This is a genomic window from Amycolatopsis sp. NPDC054798 (genome assembly GCF_053611505.1).
Genome location: NZ_JBSHAM010000090.1, coordinates 16,001 through 32,630, shown reverse-complemented (window position 1 = coordinate 32,630; position 16,630 = coordinate 16,001). Strand labels below are relative to the sequence as shown.

Here is a 16,630-nt window from a genome sequence, read left to right as displayed (position 1 = left end):
CGCTGGGCACGGCGCTGCCCGTCGGTGTCCCGGAGGCCTTCACGGAGCCGGTCAAGGATCCGCTCGGCGACCTCCTCGCGCGCTACGCCCGCACCCGCGGACCCTTCACATCGGCCACGGCTGCCGCGCTCCGCTTGCCCGGCGTCGCCGCTACGCGGGACGCCTGCAGTGGTCTAGTCCACCGAAACCTGTTGCTACGCAACAGATTCCGGTTCCAAATATTGCCCACTTTGGACTGTCCGAAAAAGACAGACGATAGAAAACCATTGCTACGCAATGGATTTTCAATCGTCCAAAGAGGAACCATTGCTACGCAATGGTTGTGTATCGCAAGGCGATCCACAATGGACGATAATCCAGCCCCGTCGACGTCTGGCAGGTCCTGCGCCGTGGCAAGTTGCGATACTCGCAACTTGCCACGGCGGGAACATCGCATGTTCGCTCCCGGGGTTCCCGGTACCCGGAACCCCGGGAGAACCCCACCTGAGCAGCACATCGTCACGTCCCTGCCCGCCAACCCCCACCACACAACCGCCGGCGGCTCCGCCCGCCGCCGACACCCCGAACCCCCACCGCGGCTCCGCCGCACCGCCACCCCGCCACACCGCACCCACCCCACACCAACAGCACAAAGTCACGTCCCTGCAACCACAAAACCCACCCCACCATCCACACCAGACACCCACACTCCCCCGCCCGGAACCACCACAAAGGACACCCACACCCCCGACACAGCCAGCCGGCACCCAGACTCCGCCGCTCCGCGGCAAGGGACAGCCCTCCGCCAGCGACCTCCGCACCCCGCCACACCAGGGCTCCGCCCCGCCCACCACCACACACGCCTGAACAGGCACACGTCACGTCCCTCCCCACTGCCGACAGCACCAAGACAGCCCTGACCACCAGCCGGCGAGCCCCCGGGGGTGAATACGCCGTATTCACCCCCGGAGACAGGGCACGGGGCGCGACCTCCCCGAAACCGCCCCAGAACGCCGCCCCGCCACCCAACACACCAACCCGCCCAACCACACCAACACACCCACAACAACCCCCCACAGACCAACTCAGAGCCCAGAACGGCGGGGCTGAGGCACGAGGTGAGGGCGAGGCTGGAACCTGGAGCGCGAAAAAGCCGACACCCCGAACCGGGATGCCGGCCAATAGAAGAATCGAGCGGGAAGGCTTAGAGCTGGCGAAGGAGATCAGATGGCGTCCGACCGATCATCATCGACGGCGCGCTGGTCTTTCGTCCGGACGTCGATCATGTAGTCGCACGCTGGTGGCGGGGGGACGGAGATCCCGGCATGTTCGGCCAGTGCAACGACCAGGGCCGTCAGGTAGTCGGTTTTGGCCTGTAGCTCGTTTACCTCGGCCTTGACGTCCTGGACAGCTTCGAGGGTGTCGCTGACGGCGGTGGCGTCCATAAAGGCCTCCTTGGCTCTAGACGATCGTGATGAGGGTGCCGACGTTGTAGCGGACGTTGCGACGGCGGTCGGTGGTGACGAAGACCGCGCCCGGCTCGCGTTCGTGGTCGACGCCATGGACGCGGTCGCCCCGGCCGTCGACCAACACGATCTGCTGTCCGGACACGACGTCTTCGATCTTTCGCTGTGCGGTCATGGACCATCCTTTCCGTCCGGCGCACGCGTCCCAAGACAGCGCACGCATTTGAATGGCTTTGGCTATGTCGGGCCGAATAGGCGGGTTACTTAACAGGGAGATGTCACGTCCCCGGGGGCGGAGTGGTCCTCAGCAGCCGGGCGTACCGGAACACGTTCGAGTAGTCGACCCTCGGGTCGTGGAGCTTCGCCCGCAGCTCGTCCTCGTCGATCGTGCCGTACCACTCGCGAAGGAACGCTTCCATGTCGCGCGCGAACCGCGGCCATTCCGGGCTGGCCGGGCCGCACCGCGGGCACGTGTCCTGCCCCGAACACGGATGCTCACTCGCCGGGGACTCGCATTCCATCCATGAGCACTCTTCGTGCGAGCAGTGCGGGCCGTAGTTGGTCGTCACTTGTCCTCTGTCCTCCCCTGGTCCTCCTCGAATCAAGGGCCGGGCACCCGCTCGGGAGGGTGCCCGGCCGGATCGAAGTTGTCAGCTTGGCAGCCCTGCACCGTGCGACCGCATTTCCGCAATCATCGCGGTTTGCAAGGACTCGACTGCAGCCTTGGCTGCCTTCCTCCGGTCCGACAGACGATCCTCGGTCCGGGCGTTCTCGTCCAGTGCGGTGTCCATCGCGTACGCCTTCTCGACGGCCAGGTCGATGACCGGGCGCAGCTGGGACACGAGGACCACCAGCTGCGTATGCGGCTTGGTGATGGCGTCGCGGGTCTGCAGCGAGGCATCGAGCCTGGTGGCGATCTCGGCTTCGTCGCCGCGGATCCTGGCCGCCTCGAGGTCCCACATCGCGACGTAGTGCGAAGAAAGCCTGGACATCAGATCGCCGTAGATCTCGACCACCGCGACCTGCCACTCGTGCACTCGCCCCACGGAGTCATGCCTGCTCTTCACCAGCCCGCCCAGCGCGATCCCGCTGACGGTGCCCGCCAACGTGCCGAGCACCGGGATCAGTGTCTGCCAGACCATGATCGTCACCTCCGAATATCAGTCGGACGTTGCAACTTTCCTTGTTGACAACTTGACGTGTTTCCCGGTTTCCGTCCGGCTGCTTCCCGACGAGCTTTTGCGATCTCGGCTTCTTGGGCGGTGACGGCCTCGTGCAGGGCGGTGGCTGACTCGTCCGGCCGCTGTCCCGCCGTCACAGGAGGACTCCGGGTGCCACTGTGGTGCCCTCGCTCACCTGCTCCGCGGCTTCCCGGACCAGGCCCATCGCGGCATCCTGCATGCTCTCTGCGTCTTCGTCCAGGCCGATGTCGTGGAGCGCGTCGGCCATCGCGAACAGCCAGGTCGCCCGGGCGGCCCGGTACTCGCTGGGCGTCTCGTAGTCCTTCTCCTCCAGAGGCTGTTTGGCGAGTAGCGCAGCGATGTCCTTGTACTGCCCGGCGTCCAGTGCGGCTTTTCCGTTCACGGTCTCTCCTTCGGGTTGCTGGGTCTTGGCGGTTGAACCTCCTTCAAACTAGCAGCTAACTTGCAAACTTAGCAAGATGGTAACTTTGCATTTTGCCTGTTAGGCTCGAACCAGTTCGATGACCCTGACGGAAGGATGAGGCAGTGGACGCGTTCGGATTCCGGAGCGGCGACCTGGTGCGGCACCGCACCACCGGAGCCCTCGGGCGAGTGCACCTGTGGGACTTCGACCCGCGCGACCCCGGAGCATCGGAGGGTGAGGTCCGGTGGGATGGCTTTACCGCCGACGACCTCGAGGACGTCCGGCACGACGTCGACATCGTGGCCCGGGACGGTGCCGCGGCCGCGGACCTGAAGGTCGTCTGCGGGTGCGTGATCTCGCGGGCCACGGCGGAGGGCGGGCACGAGATCGCGCAGTCGGTCACGGTCTACCTGCTCTGGGGACCGGAGGGCTGGTACGTGGACCCGCGGAACCTCGACGGCTACCCGCTCGACGAGGACGGACCGGTCACGAACGGAGACTGCGAATGCGGCGACCCGGATGCCTGCGAGGCCGCCGTGCAGGAGGTGCGCGAAGCCGCCGAGATCAGGCTTCCCACGGGCAGCCAGCTGGCGAAGTTGCTGGCTGATGCCGTGCAGCGGACCTGAACGACAACCCGTCATGCGAGAGGCCCCGGCGCACTGCCGGGGCCTCTCGCATTTCCGGTGTTGAACCTCTTTGAACAGGGATGTGTCACGTCCCTCACGGTGCGGCTGTCGGGGTGGTGTCGGTCCGCAGGTCGTGCACGTCGGCGAAGCCCTCGCGGCGAAGCCGGGCCGGGCCGAGGAACCGGACGGTCCACCACATCCGGATCACCACCGGCACCGGCACATGGCGCGGCCGAGCATGGTTTCGCCGGAGCGCGGTGGCGAGGGAGCAGCGCAGCCGCACCGCGACCGGTGCCGCGCCGTGCTCGGCCGCCAGGGCGAGCCAGCGCGCGCGGTCGCGCGGGCGGGTTCCGGTGGCGTCGATGGTCGCGTCGTGGCCGGCGGCGAGGTGGCAGCCGGCGCGGTGCTGCACGAGGTCGAAGGCTGCGCCCTGGTCGTCTTCGCCCGTCCCGAGTTCGGCACGGGCCTGGTCGGTCGAGAGCACTGCGCCCAGGTCGTGTGCGTGCTGGCGGCACCAGGTGCTTTTGCCGGTGCCGGGGCAGGCGATCAAGACCCGCAGCTGCGCCATCGTTTCGCCTCCCTGGGTCAGGGTCGGATCTCGATGCCCTGGCTGTATTCCGCGGTCAGTATTGGTGATCGCCCCAGAGCAGGCGCGCGGCGTCGAGCACGGCGTCGGTGCGCCCGCGGCGGCGGGCGCGCAGGCACCCGGCGAGCGAGGCCTCGCCGAGGGCGGCGGCGCGGGCGTGGTGCCAGGTCGTGACGGCGCGGCAGTGCAGGGTCAACCTGCCCCAGGGCGTGGTCGGGTGGCCCGGGCCGCCCTGGTCGTGGAAGCGGACGCCGAACAGGATGTCGTCGCCGTAGCGGCGCTCGCCTGTCTCGTACTCGGTGCGCGCGTACTGGTCCGGAGACGAGTCCGGCCCCAGCATGGTCAGCGCCCCGCGCCGGGTCGCGCCGGCTGTTTTTGCCGGGATGTTCTGGCCCCGGCCGTTCGCCGGGCGGTGGCCCCTCTGGTTTCGTTCAGCGGGAGTTGGCCCCACCTCTGTCTGATGTGGACACGCCCACGATGGTGTGACGGGGCACGGGTCATCCGGTCGGACCCGCAACGATGGCGGCCTTGATCAAGTGGTTCGGTCGTGTCGGAGGCCGGGTTTGTCGTTGTCGCGCGTGGAGTTGTTCGCACGCATTCGTGCTGACCGCCGGAGGGATCCGGACGTGTCGGTCCGGGAGCTGGCCGGGCGGTACTCGGTGCACCGCCGGACGGTGCGGGAAGCGTTGGCCAGTGCTGTGCCCAGAGAGCGGAAGAAGCCGCCGCCGCGGCCGTCGATGCTGGAACCGGCCTACGGGTGGATCGACGAGATGCTGCGGGCGGACTTGTCCGCGCCGCGCAAGCAGAAACACACCACCGACCGGATCCGGCAGCGGCTGATCGTCGAGCACGGGTTCGACCGTGTCGGCCGCACGACGATCTACAAGTACGTCGCGCGCCGGCGGCCGGAGATCGTCGCGGAGGCCAAGGAAGGCCACGCCCACCTGGAGGGGATGGTCCCGCAGCTGCACCTGCCGGGCGAGGAGGCCGAGGTCGACTTCGCCGACGTGTGGGTCCGGGTCGCCGGTGAGACGCTCAAGTGCCACCTGTTCACGCTGCGGCTGTCGTATTCGGGCAAGGCGATCCACCGGGTGTTCCGGTCGGAGGCGCAGGAGGCGTTCCTCGAGGGGCACGTCGAGGCGTTCCGGGCGCTGGGTGGGGTCCCGACCCGCCACATCCGCTACGACAACCTGAAACCTGCGGTGAACCGGGTCTGTTTCGGCCGCAACCGGGTCGAGTCCGACCGGTGGGTGTCGTTCCGTTCGTTCTACGGGTTCGACGCGTTCTACTGCATTCCGGGTCAGGAGGGCGCCCACGAGAAGGGCGGGGTGGAGCAGGAAGGCGGCCGGTTCCGGCGCAAGCACCTGGTCCCGGTGCTCGACGTCGCGAGCCTGGACGAGCTGAACGCGCGCTGCGCGGAGATCGACCTGGCCGAGGAGGACCGGGTCCTGCACGGGCAGCGGGTCAGCGTCGGGTTCAAGTTCCGCGAGGAGGCCGAGCTGCTGCGCCCGGCCCCGTTCGACGAGTTCGACTGCGGCCTGCCGCTGACCCCGAAAGTCGGGCGCGATTCGCGGATCACCGTGCGGCAGAGCCAGTACTCGGTTCCCGCGCGGTTCATCGGCCGCCAGGTCCGGGTCTCGTTGCGCGCCAACGACGTCGTGGTGTTCGACCGCGCGAAGGTGATCGCCCGGCACCCGCGGCTGACCCAGCGCGGCGCGTCCCACGACGATCTGGACCACTATCTGGAGATCCTGCTGGGCAAGCCCGGTGCGTTCGCCGGGTCGACCGCGCTGGCCACCGCGCGGGACGAGGGCAGGTTCACCGAAGCGCACGACGCGTTCTGGGCCGCGGCCCGCGCCGCGCGCGGGGACCGCGACGGCACCCGGCTGCTGATCCAGGTCCTGCTGCTGCACCGCCACCAGGAACACGAGTTCGTGCTCGCGGGCATCACCGCGACCTTGCAGGCCGGGTCGGTCAGCCCGGACCTGGTCGCGATCGAGGCCCGCAAGGCCGAGAAGGCCCACCGCGACGCGCGGCCGCTGCTGGACGACGAGGACTGCGCCGAACTCGGCATCGACACCGTGATCATGCCCGCGATCACCGACGACACCCCCGACCCGCGCCGCGCACCGAAACCGGCGCGAAGCACGGGCGGGGCCGAGGTGATCTCGCTGCGGGCGCGGGCTCCGGAGCTGCGGGAGCGGCCGCTGCCCTCGCTCGACATCTACGACCAGCTGCTCACCCGCCGCCGCACGAAAGGCACCTCGGCATGACCGCCAGCACCACCGCACCCGCCTCCGGTCGGCAGTCCGCGCCGGGCACGGACGGGCTCGACGCCCTGATCGACCAGGCCTGCCGGACCCTGAACCTGCCCACGATCCGCGCCCAGTTCGACGAGGTCGCCGAGGCGGCGCTGCGCCAGCAGGGCTCCTACAAGACGTTCCTGCTGGAGCTGCTGGAAGCCGAGGTCGAGCACCGCGACGAACGCCGCCGCACCCGCCTGGTCCGCGAGGCGCGGTTCCCGCGCCCCAAACGGATCGAGGACTTCGACTACACCGCGAACCCGAACATCACCCCCGAGGTCGTCAACACGTTGACCGAACCCGGCTGGGTCTCGGCCGGGCAGCCGCTCTGCCTGATCGGCGACTCCGGCACCGGGAAAACCCACCTGCTGATCGGGATCGGCACCGCGATCGCCGAAGCCGGGCTGAAAGTCCGCTACACCACCACCGCGAACCTGGTCAACGAGCTGTCCGAGGCCGCCGACGAACGCCACCTGACCAAGGTCTACGCCCGCTACGACAAGGTTGATCTCCTTTTGCTGGACGAGTTCGGCTACCTCGAACTGGACAAGGCCGGCGCGAAGCTGCTGTTCCAGCTGTTCACCGACCGCGAGGAACGCCGCGCCATCGCCATCGCGACCAACTCGCCGTTCTCCGAATGGCCGAAAACGTTCACCGACCAGCGGCTCTGCCGCGCGATCGTCGACCGCATGACGTTCAACGCGAACATCATCGAGACAGGCAGCGAGTCCTACCGCGTCCACGCCACCCGCGCCCGGCTCAACGCCTGACCTCGTCGAGTTTCAAGACCTGCGCAAGCCTTCCGGCCAGGCGATCAGCACTTCGCGGCCGAGCGCACGGGCATGGGCGACCGCATCGCCGGTTCCGCCTCGCCCGCGCGCCGGCTGCCCGTCCCACACCGCGACCAACAGGTCGCAACGTTCCACCACGAACTTCCCGGCAGCATCGAACGCGTCGTCGGACGGGTGATCGAAGTCCAGCACGGTGACGACGGCAGCTTCCGCGCGCAGCTGCTGACACCGTTTTCGGTCCGGCTCCTCGTCGATGGAGCCGACGAAACCCTGGCACGGGATCACGACATGAAGCCGATGCCCGGCACGCAGCAGCAGTTCGGCGAACAGCTGGTCGGCTCCTGCGGCGAGGCTGGCCAGTCCCGTCACCGGCGTCTCCTGGCGCGCCAGCAAAGCACGGATGTCGCGCTCTGCGCGGCTTCGTGCTGCCGCGGGCAGCATCCGATGCCCGCTGATCCCGATCGTGGCCATCCCGGCCCCTTTTCTCGAGCCCGCTCATGGTCGCGCACATCCAAGCCCGAACACGAAAGGGCCGGCTGCCCACGGCTCTCCACCCTGTCGGGGGCGGGTCCGTGAGCACCCGGCCCACACAACCTAACCGCTCCCCATCGCCACGCCCTTGCAGCACATCGGATCCGACCTAACTTCACCCGTTCAGGGCTGGGGCCGAAAACCGCTGAACATCCCTCACCCCAACGACTTCCCGTCCTCCGGTCATGTCTCTGCTGGGGCCAGAAACCGGCGAACAGCCGGGGCCAGAACACACCGGCAAAGACACGCCGGCGTTCCACAGTCCGGCGATCGCGCCGGGCTCCGCGACCGCCGCGGCCAGCTCGCCGGTCGGCACGCCGGCCAGGTCGCCCGGGTGCAGCCGCCGCACCGGGAAACCGCCGCCGAGCCCGTGCTCGCGGGCCAGGCGCTGAATCGCCACGCCCAGCACCAGCACCGTGTCGACCGCCTGCTCCGGCTCCAGGCCGTGCGCGGGCCGCGCCTCGGCGGGGGCGTCCTCGCCGAACCAGGTGTGCAGCGCCTCGCCCCACGCCAGCGCCCCCGTCCACTCCGTCCACAGCCGGCGGCCCTCCAGCTCGGCCAGCCGCGCCTCCACCGCCGCCAGCTCGCCCCGGAGCCGGTCCGCGGCCCGCCGGTAGGGCCGGTCCCCGTCCGGGGCGTCGTCCGCGGCGACCCTCGCCAACCCGGCCTGCACCTCGATGTCCGCGCGCAGCGCCCGCGCCCGCTCCGCCGCCGCAGCGGCCTCCAGTTCCTCGGCCGGAACCCGGCCCTCGCCCTCGCCCATGGCCCCCAGCATGCCCCCTCCGCCTCGAACGCGGGACGGCCCGACGCCCTCTGGGGTCAGGGCCGGATCTCGATGCCCTGGCTGTATTCCGCGATCTGCAGGGTGTTTTCGAGGCCGTGTTCGTAGAGGTTGACCACGGCGTCGCTGACCTTGTACGCCGCCTCATCGAGCAGGCCCGCCTCGAGGTAGCCGGCAGCGGAGGCGAGGTACCGGGATGAGATGGCGTCGACGTTCCTGTGGCCGATGGTTCGCCGTCCCTGGGGTTCGTCGTCGTAGTCCACTTCGACGCTGCCGACGTCGATGCTTTGGGCGGTGCGCAGCCGTTGCGCGGCCAGGTAGCGGGCTCCGGCGTCGCCGCCGAAGGCTTCGACGGCGGCGGCGACGGCGGCGGCGGTGATCTCGCGTTTACGGCCGCCGGGGTAGCGGGTGGAGAGCCAACGACGGGCGGTGCGGGGGGCGAGTCCGGCGTGGGTGGCGAGCCAGCGGGAGGCGTGGCGGCCGTGCAGGGCACGGATGACGGCCTGGGCGTGCTCGGGACGGGCGGCGGCGGCGATGTGCGGGATGAGGTCTTCGAAGGTCATGCGGCAGCCTTCCGGGCTTTGTCGGCCTTGATCACGGCGTTGCGGACGAGTCCGACGTTGCCGTTGGCGTGGTGGCGCACCAGGTCGTCGGTGATGACGCCCCAGCGGTTGAGGTGCCATTTCCCGGGCTTGTCCTGGTCTGGGCCGGGCTGGTCGGCGTAGCCGAGGCCGCCGGGCCGGAACGGCGCGTGGGCGGCGTCAGAGGGGAACCAGACGCTGTCTTTCATGCCTCCGAGCGGCACGACCCCGTCCGGGAGCTTGTCGAGGGCGCGCAGGGTGTTCGAGCCTGCGCTGGTGACCAGCATGTCTCCCCAGTCCGGGCGGAGGGTGCCGAAGTTGTTGACGTCCTCGGACCGCAGCATGCCTCCGAGGAACGCCGCGTACATGCTCTTAAGAACGCCCAGGGCGAGCGCGGCCCCGGGTGCGTCGGCACGCGCGGCGAGGGTGAGCGCGAGGCGGGCTTCGCGGACCTCTTTGGCCCAGACGGCGAGGCGGCGGCCGTAGCGGGCGGGTTTGCGCTGGGCGCGGTCCCCGGCGGGCCAGAGGATCGCGCGGCCGATGTGCAGCTGCACGCCGTGGTCCTTGGCGAGGTACTTCGCGTGCGGGTTCGCCAGCCAGGTCCCTGCGTCGACCGCGGCGAAGGCGGCGCGGGCGTGCGCGGGCAAGCCAGCCAGACCGGGCGGCTCGGCCAGCTCGACGTAACCGGGGCGGGAGAGGTTCGGTACCCAGTCGCCGGTGACGGCATCGAGCAGGTCGGGTTCGCCGTCGCCGAGGTCGGTGCTGGGCGCGGCACCGAGGAACTGGGCGGTGATGTCCAGTTCGGTGACGGCCATGCCCGCGACGGGCGTCACCTCCGGATTGAGGAAGTGGACCCAGCGCAGGAAGTCGGACGATCGCGTGACGTCCCAGACCAGCGGATCGGCGAGCTTGACGGGCTGGACCATGGTGCCGTGCGCGGCGGCGAGCAGCTCGTAGAGCATGGCGCCGGTGTAGCCGGGCGAGATGACGAATCGCAACGACCTGCCGAGCGGCTGGACGTGGGTGTGCCAGGCGGCCAGCGCGGCGGTCACTTCGTCGTCGGTGGCGTCGCGCTTGCGGGTGCGGACGGCGGCGGCGAAGTGGGCTCGTTCGACGTCGGGGTCGACGTCGAACGTCGCGGCCTGGGCGCGGTCGCGCTGGCGGCGGACGAACCAGTCGGCCTCGACCGGGTCGCGGCCTTCCTGGTCCTGGTGGTCGTCGGCGTTGTCGTCGGCCGCCGCGGGCGCGGGTTCCGCGACGGCCGGCCGGGCGGGTTCCTGCTCGCCCTCGCGCTCGACGGGCGCGAGCGGGCAGCCGGCTGCCTGCCAGCACGTGTAGTGCCAGGGCGTGTCGTAGATGCGGGCCGGGGTGTCCACTCCGCATCGCGTGCAGGGCTCCCACTCGGCGATGCCCAGGGTGCGGGGCGGCCGGTCGTGGCCTGCGAGGACGCCGGCGACCAGCGACAACGCCTTTTGCAGGTCGTTCATGACGGGTTGCCAGTGCACGCCGCGGGCTGTGGGGCCGGTCGCGGGCGCGGTGCGTTCGACGGCCAGGCGGTAGGCGGTGCCGAGGGTGCCGCCGGGGCCGAGGATCTCGTGAAGCTCGCCGATCAGGGCGGGATCGATCGCACCGGGCTCGCCGTGGTGTGGCGTCATTTGTGCACCCCTCCTCTCGCTGCCAGCCACCCTAACAGGCAATTTGCGAACTTACAAACTTGCAATGTTGTCTATTTTGCCGGTTTGCGCGGGGTGCGCGGCTTTGCGGGCGGCTTTGCGGGCCGCGCCTCCTTGACGAGCCGTTTGACCAGCTCGACCGCGCTGGAGTCTCCCGCATCGGGAAAGGCCTGGCGGAGAAGGTCGCGGGCGTCGAGCAGGTCCGCGGCGGCGGCCATGGCGGACGCGGTCAGCTCTGGCTCTTCGTCGCCGTGCAGGTCGTCGCGGAACTGCCCCACGAGGTCGATGCCGATGCGCGCGATCGTGGCGTCGGTGATGCGCTCGCCGCCGGTGCGGGAGCGGCGGTCCTGCAGGATCATCCGCAGCTGGGTCACCATGGTGACCTGGTCCGGCCACTGCGGGACCGACTTGCGGACCAGCCGCTGGTACAGCGGCCGGCCGTCGTCGCCGTGCCGTTCGCGCCCTTCGGCCGCCCACTCGCCCCGGGCGCGTTTCGGATCGGAGGTCGGACGTTCGTTGCTGCGTGCGGTCATGCTGGCCACCTGTTTCTCGCTGGCCGTGCGGGGCGCGTTCACTCCCGCACGATGTTTCAACTTGGCAAGTTTGCTACTTGCGGGATTGTGCCATCCGGATGCCCCGGTCGCCAAGCGGCCGCGCGAAACGGCTCCCTGGCCGTGTCGGTCCGGGAGCCGTTTCGCGCGGTGAGGTCAGGGCGTCTGCGGTCGCCAGCTGCAATCCGGCCGGCATCCGAGTTCGTCGGGGCCATGGTCGAGGTGGGCGAGGGCTTCGGCGAGGGCGGCCGGGTCCTGGTCGCCGATCGCGGCGTCGATCAGCGCGACGTGGTCGGCTTCGTCCCGGTCGGCGAACCGCGCGGCGAGGATCGCGGGCGTGTTGTCACGTCCCCTGATGGCGAGCAGGCCGCGCAGGTTCAGCCGGGTTTCCGGGTCGCGGCGGTGGCGTTTGCCGACAGTCATGTCGACCACGTCGAACCGGAGGACGCGGAGCCATCGGCGCAGGACGTGGCCTTTCCACCGGTAGGCGGCGGGCAGCTCGCCGAAGAACAGGTAGTCGGGCAGTCCTGCCGGGCGGGTGTCTTCGAGGAAGGGGCCGAAGCCGGCCGCGGCGAGCGGGTCGTGCCAGCCGAGCGGGTTCTCCGGCAGGGCGATGGTGCTGGGCATGCGGAGTCCTTTCCGGGTCGAGAGGAAGGGGTGTCAAACCGCGAGCCGACCGCGCTGGGCCAGCCTGGGCGCGAGGCGGAAGAGCTGGTGCCAGCGGGCCCGGACGACAGCCCGGGCTTCGCGGCGGAACTCGGTTCGGGGTATGTGGGTCAGGCCGAAGTGCTGCTGGTTGCGCTGGAACGCTTTGCGATCCCAGGCACAGCCGCCGGAGTGCTCAGCGCGGAACTCGCCGGCGAGTTCGCACCATCGGACACCGGCCTCCGTACCGGCGAGCAGACCCACCAGGTAGCCGCGGCGCTGCTCGATCGTGCGCAGGTCGCTGCGCGAGCTCTTGCTCAGGCTGACCTCGCCGCCGGCGGTTCCCGGATGGAGCTTGATCTCGGCGACGGTGAAGCCTGCCTGTTGCCACGCGAGCATGTGGCCGAGTTCGTGAGCGGCGAGCATCAGGCGATGTCGATCGCGCCGGGGCCACCCGGCGAATGCGGCGAATTCTGGCTGCATCGGCTGGTCAGGGACGGAACGGCACGACGCTGGCGACGTCGGCGAGGATGTCGTCGTGGTCGAACGCCTTGTGCCTGCGCAGCGCGAGGTCGAACGGCACCCATTCCGCGGCGCTGGCGTCGTCGCCGGCGATGGGGCAGGGGGCGTCGGGCAGGACGGCGTAGAACACGACGCTGATCACGCGGCCGCGGGGATCGCGGCGCGGAGCGTCGTAGATGCCGAGCTGTCCGAGATCGGCGATCTTCAGGCCGGTCTCTTCGGCCAGCTCGCGGACGGCGGCCTGGCGGAAGGTCTCGCCCGGGTCGAGCCCGCCGCCGGGCAGGGCCCAGTAGCCGGGGTAGGCGTCGGCGTCGTCGGCGCGCCTGACAAGAAGCACGTGCCGGACGCCGTCGATGCGGGCGAGGGCGACGACGTCGGCGCAGAGCGCGGCGCGTTCGGTGGTGTCGGTTCCGGTCATGGCTGGCAGGTCCTCCGTTTCGGGTTGGGGCGGCGCGGGCGGTGTCAGCACCGGCCGAGCATCGAGTCGAGCGCGGCGATCTCGGGGCGGGTCACGGTCAGGCGGTAGAAGTCCTTGTCGGTGATCCAGTCGACGGCGTACTGGCACCAGTCCGATGTGGACGGCGGTTTCCACTCGTCAGGGGCCTTGTCGCCCTTCTGCCGGTTCACCGCGCTGGTCACCGCGACCAGTTCCGGGCGCACCAAGTCGTTCGCGAACTGTTCGCGCTTCTCCTGCGTCCAGGCCGCGGCTCCGGTCCGCCATGCGTGTTTGCGCGGCACCACGTGGTCGATGTCGAGCTGTCCCGGCTTGGTCCAGGTCTGGCCGTCGTACGGCGAAACCCAGGTGCCCGATGTCGGCCGGCACTGCCCGTCGACGGTCACGTCCCTGCCTGCCCGGCGCAGCACCGCCTCGCGGGTGTCGCAGCCGCGGCCCGCGCCGGGCTGGTTGGACCAGTGCGGAAACTTGTCGTCGGTGTACCCGGTGCCGGAGGTGCGCGGGGCGACGACCAACCGAGCAAGCTTTGACCTGGTTGTCGTCACGTCCCTCCCGGGCGAGACGGCCGCGGCTGGGCTTGGTCCTCCGGCGTTCGCCGGGAGCGTCGGTGCGCACTTCGCGGCCAGGCCGCCCGTTGCGAACACGCACGCGGCCAGTGCTACGAACCTCACCCGGCTCACCTTGTCCGGCAGGAGCTGTTTCTTCATCGGGTCGCCTCCGCCTCGCGGACGCTGGTCCAGGACTGCACGGCGGCGGCCAGCTTCTCGATCCGCGCGGGTCCGAGGCTGGGCACGGCGGCCAACAGCGAGGTTGCGGGGTTGTTTCTGTGGTCGGCGAGCAGTTCGGCCAGTTCCTCGACCGTGGTCAGGTGGTCGCGCAGCGGGTTGGTCTGGTGCCAGGTCGCGCCGTGGTTGTGCAGCTCGGCGATCGGCGTGGCCGCGGTCGCGGTGTCGCGCATCAGCTGGTCGAAGTACTCGACCGGGTGCTGGTGGCGGTGCCACGGCTTAGTGGCCGGCGGCAGGACATCCGCGGCCAGTACGTCGGGCCGTGCCCGCACGACGTCCAGCATCGCCTCGACGGCGGCCGGCGCGTACCGGGCCACGGTGTACAGCCCGCCTTCCAGCTGAATGGCCTTGCTGCAGGCGTCTTCGAGGCGACTGGCCAGGCTCCGGGCGTCATCCAGTAGCCGCTCGATCGGCTTGTAGCCGGCGCAGGTGTCCAGGCCGCAGGCGTCCAGGCAGCGCCAGGCGTGATGCAGGTCGCGGGCGGCCGTTCGGACGCAGTACACGGCGTTGAAGCTGCCGGGCTCCAGAGCGTCGAGCGCGTCCAGCGTGGCGGTCAGGTTGCTGATGATCCGCGCGCGGACGTCGCGACGGGCCTTGTGCTTGCGGCGGGCGGTGCTGGTTTTCCGTTGGCTGGCGGGCTCGGCCTCGACGGTCCGCAGGCCGGCGCGCACGGTGTCGAGCGCGGCGGCGATCGCCGGGCGATGGCGCTGCAGGGTGCCGACCTCGGCGGCCGACACCGGCTCGACGCGGAACCACACGGCGAAGTCGATCTCGTCAAAGGCGCTGGGCTCTGGTGCGACGACCGGGCCGGACGCGTCGGCGTGGGCGGAGTCGTGGGTCATGATTGATCAGCTCCGTTCGGTATCGGGATGGGGCTGCGGAACCCGGCGGGCGGCCGGCCCTGGACAGAAAGGCCGCTCGCCGGGGCACATCAGCAATTTGATCTGGGTTTTGTCACGTCCCTTCGCTTCCGGTGAGGTGTTTGCGGATGAGGCGGCAGGCGCTCGTGATCAGCGCGACGGGCAGGGCCAGGGCGAGGAACGCCACGAGCGCGGCGGCTTCGAGGAACGGCCAGACGGCCAGGAAGAGGAGAGAGGCCTCGGGATCGACGTCGGGGTCGTAGGACATGGCGGGCTCCGTTCGGCATCAGAAGGGTTCTGAACTGGTGTTTGTCACGTCCCAGTAGTGCGGGTCGAGCTTGAGGAGGGTGGCGAAGTCGAGGACGAGGGTGGCCTCGGGGTCGAGGGCGCGGCGGCGGAGGTTGTGCGCGGCGAGCAGGTCTTGCTCCTGGCGCTTGGCGATGTCGGTGCTCGCGTGGCCGCCGCGTTCGCCGCGGATCGCCCGGACGGTCAGGACCAGGGCGCACCCGGCGGCGAGCAGGAGCAGTGCGGCCCCGGCGAGGATCAGCAGGCTGATCGCGATCATCGGGCCACCGCTGTCAGGAGCGCGGCGGCGGCCAGGGCGGCGACGCCGGTCAGGACGAAGCCGGCGCTGTGCCGGATGGCGCGGTTCTTGCGGGTGACGACCGCGGCGTGGGCCTGCAGGCGATCGGCCCGGTAGTAGGTGCTGCCGCCGGCGTAGTCGTCGGCCAGCTCGCGCAGCACGGCGGCGGCCGGGAGGCCGGCGAAGCGCGCGAGCAGCGTTTCGCCGGTCGGGCGGGTGGCGAGCAGGAGGCGGGCGAACGCGGCGGCGATCGGCGCGGCGGCGACCCAGAGCATGGTGGTGGCGGCCAGCGGGAGGTCGGCGAGGCTGGCGATCGAGGTCACGGCGGCGGCCAGGACGCCGGTCAGGCTGAGCAGGCGAGCGGCCTGGGTGTCGGCGCGGCGGCCTTCTTCGAGGGCGTCGTGGTAGCAGCGGGCCAGGAGGGCGTCGATTTTCGCGATGTCCGGGCGGGGGTTCTGCCGCCGGGGTTCGCGCCGGTTCGGGTCTGCGGGACGGGTCACGGTCGCATCCCCCGGGTTCGGCGGCCGATGCCCCGGGTCATCCGGCGGGAGGACGCGCCGATCTTCATCGCCCAGAGCTTGACCACGGCCAGGAAGTAGGCCGTGACGACAAGGACCAGGACGACGAACGCGGGCGAACTGGGGCCGAAGATCAGCCAGGCGAGGGCGATCAGCGCGGCCGGGATGGCGAGGAGCTTGAGCAGGAACACGACCGCGCGGAGCGGGAACAGCAGCAGGTCACGCATTTTGTCGGTTCCTTTCAGACGGAGGGCACCCGGTTGGGGTTGAGCGATCCGGCGCGGGCGAGGACGGGCGCCAGGCGGCAGATGATGCGCCAGTGGGTGCGGACGAAGCGGTCGGCATCGCGGCGGAGGCCGGATTGGGCCGTGTTCAGCGGGATGCCCTCTTTGCGTGCCTCGCGGAAGAACTCGCGGGCGAACTTCATGTCCGTTGCGCAGCGATGTTCGTCGTACGGGTTCATCCCGTGCGTCTCGCGCCAGCGGAGGGAGCCGGCGCGGCCGGCGTAGTGGGCGATCGCGAACATGCGGGCGTTGCCCTTGTCGATGCGGACTTCGCCGTCCAATGTCACGTGGCCGTGCGCGCCGTTTCCGCGGCCGAAAACCCTGATCTCTCCCAGCGACACGTGGGCGGCGCCGAACGCGAGAGCGTGGGCGATCTCGTGGGCGGCGGTGGCCAGGCGGTCGGGGTCGGCGCCTTTGTCGTAGTCGGACATTTGGTTCCCCCTCGGGTGGGTTGGCGTGGGTCCGGCGGCGGCGGTCTTGGGCGGCGGCACCGCCGCCGGACCCAC

General features: G+C 70.2%; 25 protein-coding genes. 3 read left to right on the top strand and 22 right to left on the bottom strand.

Annotation, left to right across the window (positions count from 1 at the left end; all coding sequences use genetic code 11):
• Positions 1-1,202: 1,202 nt before the first annotated feature.
• The 5 genes from ACWGIC_RS36450 to ACWGIC_RS36430 form a co-directional block, all read right to left on the bottom strand.
• Positions 1,203-1,424 carry a hypothetical protein gene (locus ACWGIC_RS36450; RefSeq protein ID WP_452080484.1) on the bottom strand — a complete coding sequence of 74 codons (222 nt, stop codon included), beginning with the start codon at positions 1,422-1,424 and terminating at the stop codon, positions 1,203-1,205.
• A 16-nt stretch (positions 1,425-1,440) separates the two neighbouring features.
• Positions 1,441-1,620 carry a hypothetical protein gene (locus ACWGIC_RS36445; protein ID WP_452080483.1) on the bottom strand — a complete coding sequence of 60 codons (180 nt, stop codon included), beginning with the start codon at positions 1,618-1,620 and terminating at the stop codon, positions 1,441-1,443.
• Between the two features lie 103 nt (positions 1,621-1,723).
• The gene (locus ACWGIC_RS36440; protein ID WP_452080482.1) at positions 1,724-1,864 is read right to left on the bottom strand and encodes a hypothetical protein; all 141 of its coding nucleotides are present in this window, start codon (positions 1,862-1,864) and stop codon (positions 1,724-1,726) included.
• Positions 1,865-2,095: 231 nt separating this feature from the next.
• Positions 2,096-2,587 carry a hypothetical protein gene (locus tag ACWGIC_RS36435; RefSeq protein WP_452080481.1) on the bottom strand — a complete coding sequence of 164 codons (492 nt, stop codon included), beginning with the start codon at positions 2,585-2,587 and terminating at the stop codon, positions 2,096-2,098.
• A gap of 172 nt (positions 2,588-2,759) precedes the next feature.
• Positions 2,760-3,029 carry a hypothetical protein gene (locus ACWGIC_RS36430; protein ID WP_452080480.1) on the bottom strand — a complete coding sequence of 90 codons (270 nt, stop codon included), beginning with the start codon at positions 3,027-3,029 and terminating at the stop codon, positions 2,760-2,762.
• Between the two features lie 143 nt (positions 3,030-3,172).
• On the opposite strand from ACWGIC_RS36430, the gene ACWGIC_RS36425 reads away from it, so the two are divergent.
• On the top strand, positions 3,173-3,676 hold the full coding sequence (locus tag ACWGIC_RS36425) for a hypothetical protein (RefSeq protein WP_452080479.1): 504 nt from the start codon (positions 3,173-3,175) through the stop codon (positions 3,674-3,676).
• Between the two features lie 94 nt (positions 3,677-3,770).
• On the opposite strand, the gene ACWGIC_RS36420 is transcribed toward ACWGIC_RS36425, so the two are convergent.
• Positions 3,771-4,244: an AAA family ATPase gene (locus ACWGIC_RS36420; RefSeq protein ID WP_452080478.1), complete on the bottom strand. Its 474-nt coding sequence runs from the start codon at positions 4,242-4,244 to the stop codon at positions 3,771-3,773.
• 55 nt (positions 4,245-4,299) lie between these two features.
• Positions 4,300-4,602: a hypothetical protein gene (locus ACWGIC_RS36415; RefSeq protein ID WP_452080477.1), complete on the bottom strand. Its 303-nt coding sequence runs from the start codon at positions 4,600-4,602 to the stop codon at positions 4,300-4,302.
• 229 nt (positions 4,603-4,831) lie between these two features.
• On the opposite strand from ACWGIC_RS36415, the gene istA reads away from it, so the two are divergent.
• Together istA and istB are read left to right on the top strand one after the other, a co-directional pair.
• A complete protein-coding gene (gene istA, locus ACWGIC_RS36410; RefSeq protein WP_452080485.1) occupies positions 4,832-6,535 on the top strand; it encodes an IS21 family transposase in 1,704 nt (567 codons plus the stop codon).
• Positions 6,532-7,335 (top strand): IS21-like element helper ATPase IstB, encoded by an 804-nt coding sequence (gene istB, locus ACWGIC_RS36405; protein ID WP_452080476.1) that lies wholly within the window; start codon positions 6,532-6,534, stop codon positions 7,333-7,335. Before istA ends, istB begins: the two co-directional genes overlap by 4 nt.
• Positions 7,336-7,347: 12 nt before the next feature.
• Here istB and ACWGIC_RS36400 read toward each other — a convergent pair whose 3' ends face one another.
• The 15 genes from ACWGIC_RS36400 to ACWGIC_RS36330 form a co-directional block, all read right to left on the bottom strand.
• Positions 7,348-7,827, bottom strand: coding sequence for a hypothetical protein (locus ACWGIC_RS36400; protein ID WP_452080475.1), 480 nt, complete (start codon positions 7,825-7,827; stop codon positions 7,348-7,350).
• 175 nt (positions 7,828-8,002) lie between these two features.
• Positions 8,003-8,662 carry a hypothetical protein gene (locus ACWGIC_RS36395; RefSeq protein ID WP_452080474.1) on the bottom strand — a complete coding sequence of 220 codons (660 nt, stop codon included), beginning with the start codon at positions 8,660-8,662 and terminating at the stop codon, positions 8,003-8,005.
• 44 nt (positions 8,663-8,706) lie between these two features.
• Positions 8,707-9,231: a hypothetical protein gene (locus ACWGIC_RS36390; RefSeq protein WP_452080473.1), complete on the bottom strand. Its 525-nt coding sequence runs from the start codon at positions 9,229-9,231 to the stop codon at positions 8,707-8,709.
• Positions 9,228-10,904 (bottom strand): hypothetical protein, encoded by a 1,677-nt coding sequence (locus ACWGIC_RS36385; protein ID WP_452080472.1) that lies wholly within the window; start codon positions 10,902-10,904, stop codon positions 9,228-9,230. Before ACWGIC_RS36385 ends, ACWGIC_RS36390 begins: the two co-directional genes overlap by 4 nt.
• Positions 10,905-10,975: 71 nt before the next feature.
• Positions 10,976-11,455, bottom strand: coding sequence for a hypothetical protein (locus ACWGIC_RS36380; protein WP_452080471.1), 480 nt, complete (start codon positions 11,453-11,455; stop codon positions 10,976-10,978).
• 174 nt (positions 11,456-11,629) lie between these two features.
• Positions 11,630-12,100, bottom strand: a complete 471-nt coding sequence (locus tag ACWGIC_RS36375; protein ID WP_452080470.1) for a hypothetical protein — start codon at positions 12,098-12,100, stop codon at positions 11,630-11,632.
• 33 nt (positions 12,101-12,133) lie between these two features.
• Entirely contained in the window at positions 12,134-12,544 is a 411-nt protein-coding gene (locus tag ACWGIC_RS36370; RefSeq protein WP_452080469.1) for a hypothetical protein, read from the bottom strand.
• 64 nt (positions 12,545-12,608) lie between these two features.
• A complete protein-coding gene (locus ACWGIC_RS36365) occupies positions 12,609-13,058 on the bottom strand; it encodes an NUDIX domain-containing protein (RefSeq protein WP_452080468.1) in 450 nt (149 codons plus the stop codon).
• A gap of 44 nt (positions 13,059-13,102) precedes the next feature.
• A complete protein-coding gene (locus ACWGIC_RS36360) occupies positions 13,103-13,801 on the bottom strand; it encodes an HNH endonuclease family protein (RefSeq protein WP_452080467.1) in 699 nt (232 codons plus the stop codon).
• On the bottom strand, positions 13,798-14,721 hold the full coding sequence (locus ACWGIC_RS36355; RefSeq protein ID WP_452080466.1) for a hypothetical protein: 924 nt from the start codon (positions 14,719-14,721) through the stop codon (positions 13,798-13,800). The genes ACWGIC_RS36360 and ACWGIC_RS36355 overlap by 4 nt, the downstream gene beginning before the upstream one ends.
• Positions 14,722-14,833: 112 nt before the next feature.
• Entirely contained in the window at positions 14,834-15,007 is a 174-nt protein-coding gene (locus tag ACWGIC_RS36350) for a hypothetical protein (protein WP_452080465.1), read from the bottom strand.
• Positions 15,008-15,025: 18 nt separating this feature from the next.
• Positions 15,026-15,304 carry a hypothetical protein gene (locus ACWGIC_RS36345; protein ID WP_452080464.1) on the bottom strand — a complete coding sequence of 93 codons (279 nt, stop codon included), beginning with the start codon at positions 15,302-15,304 and terminating at the stop codon, positions 15,026-15,028.
• Positions 15,301-15,822: a hypothetical protein gene (locus tag ACWGIC_RS36340; RefSeq protein ID WP_452080463.1), complete on the bottom strand. Its 522-nt coding sequence runs from the start codon at positions 15,820-15,822 to the stop codon at positions 15,301-15,303. The genes ACWGIC_RS36345 and ACWGIC_RS36340 overlap by 4 nt, the downstream gene beginning before the upstream one ends.
• The gene (locus tag ACWGIC_RS36335) at positions 15,819-16,067 is read right to left on the bottom strand and encodes a hypothetical protein (protein WP_452080462.1); all 249 of its coding nucleotides are present in this window, start codon (positions 16,065-16,067) and stop codon (positions 15,819-15,821) included. Before ACWGIC_RS36335 ends, ACWGIC_RS36340 begins: the two co-directional genes overlap by 4 nt.
• Before the next feature lie 14 nt (positions 16,068-16,081).
• A complete protein-coding gene (locus tag ACWGIC_RS36330) occupies positions 16,082-16,555 on the bottom strand; it encodes a hypothetical protein (RefSeq protein WP_452080461.1) in 474 nt (157 codons plus the stop codon).
• Between the last annotated feature and the right edge of the window lie 75 nt (positions 16,556-16,630).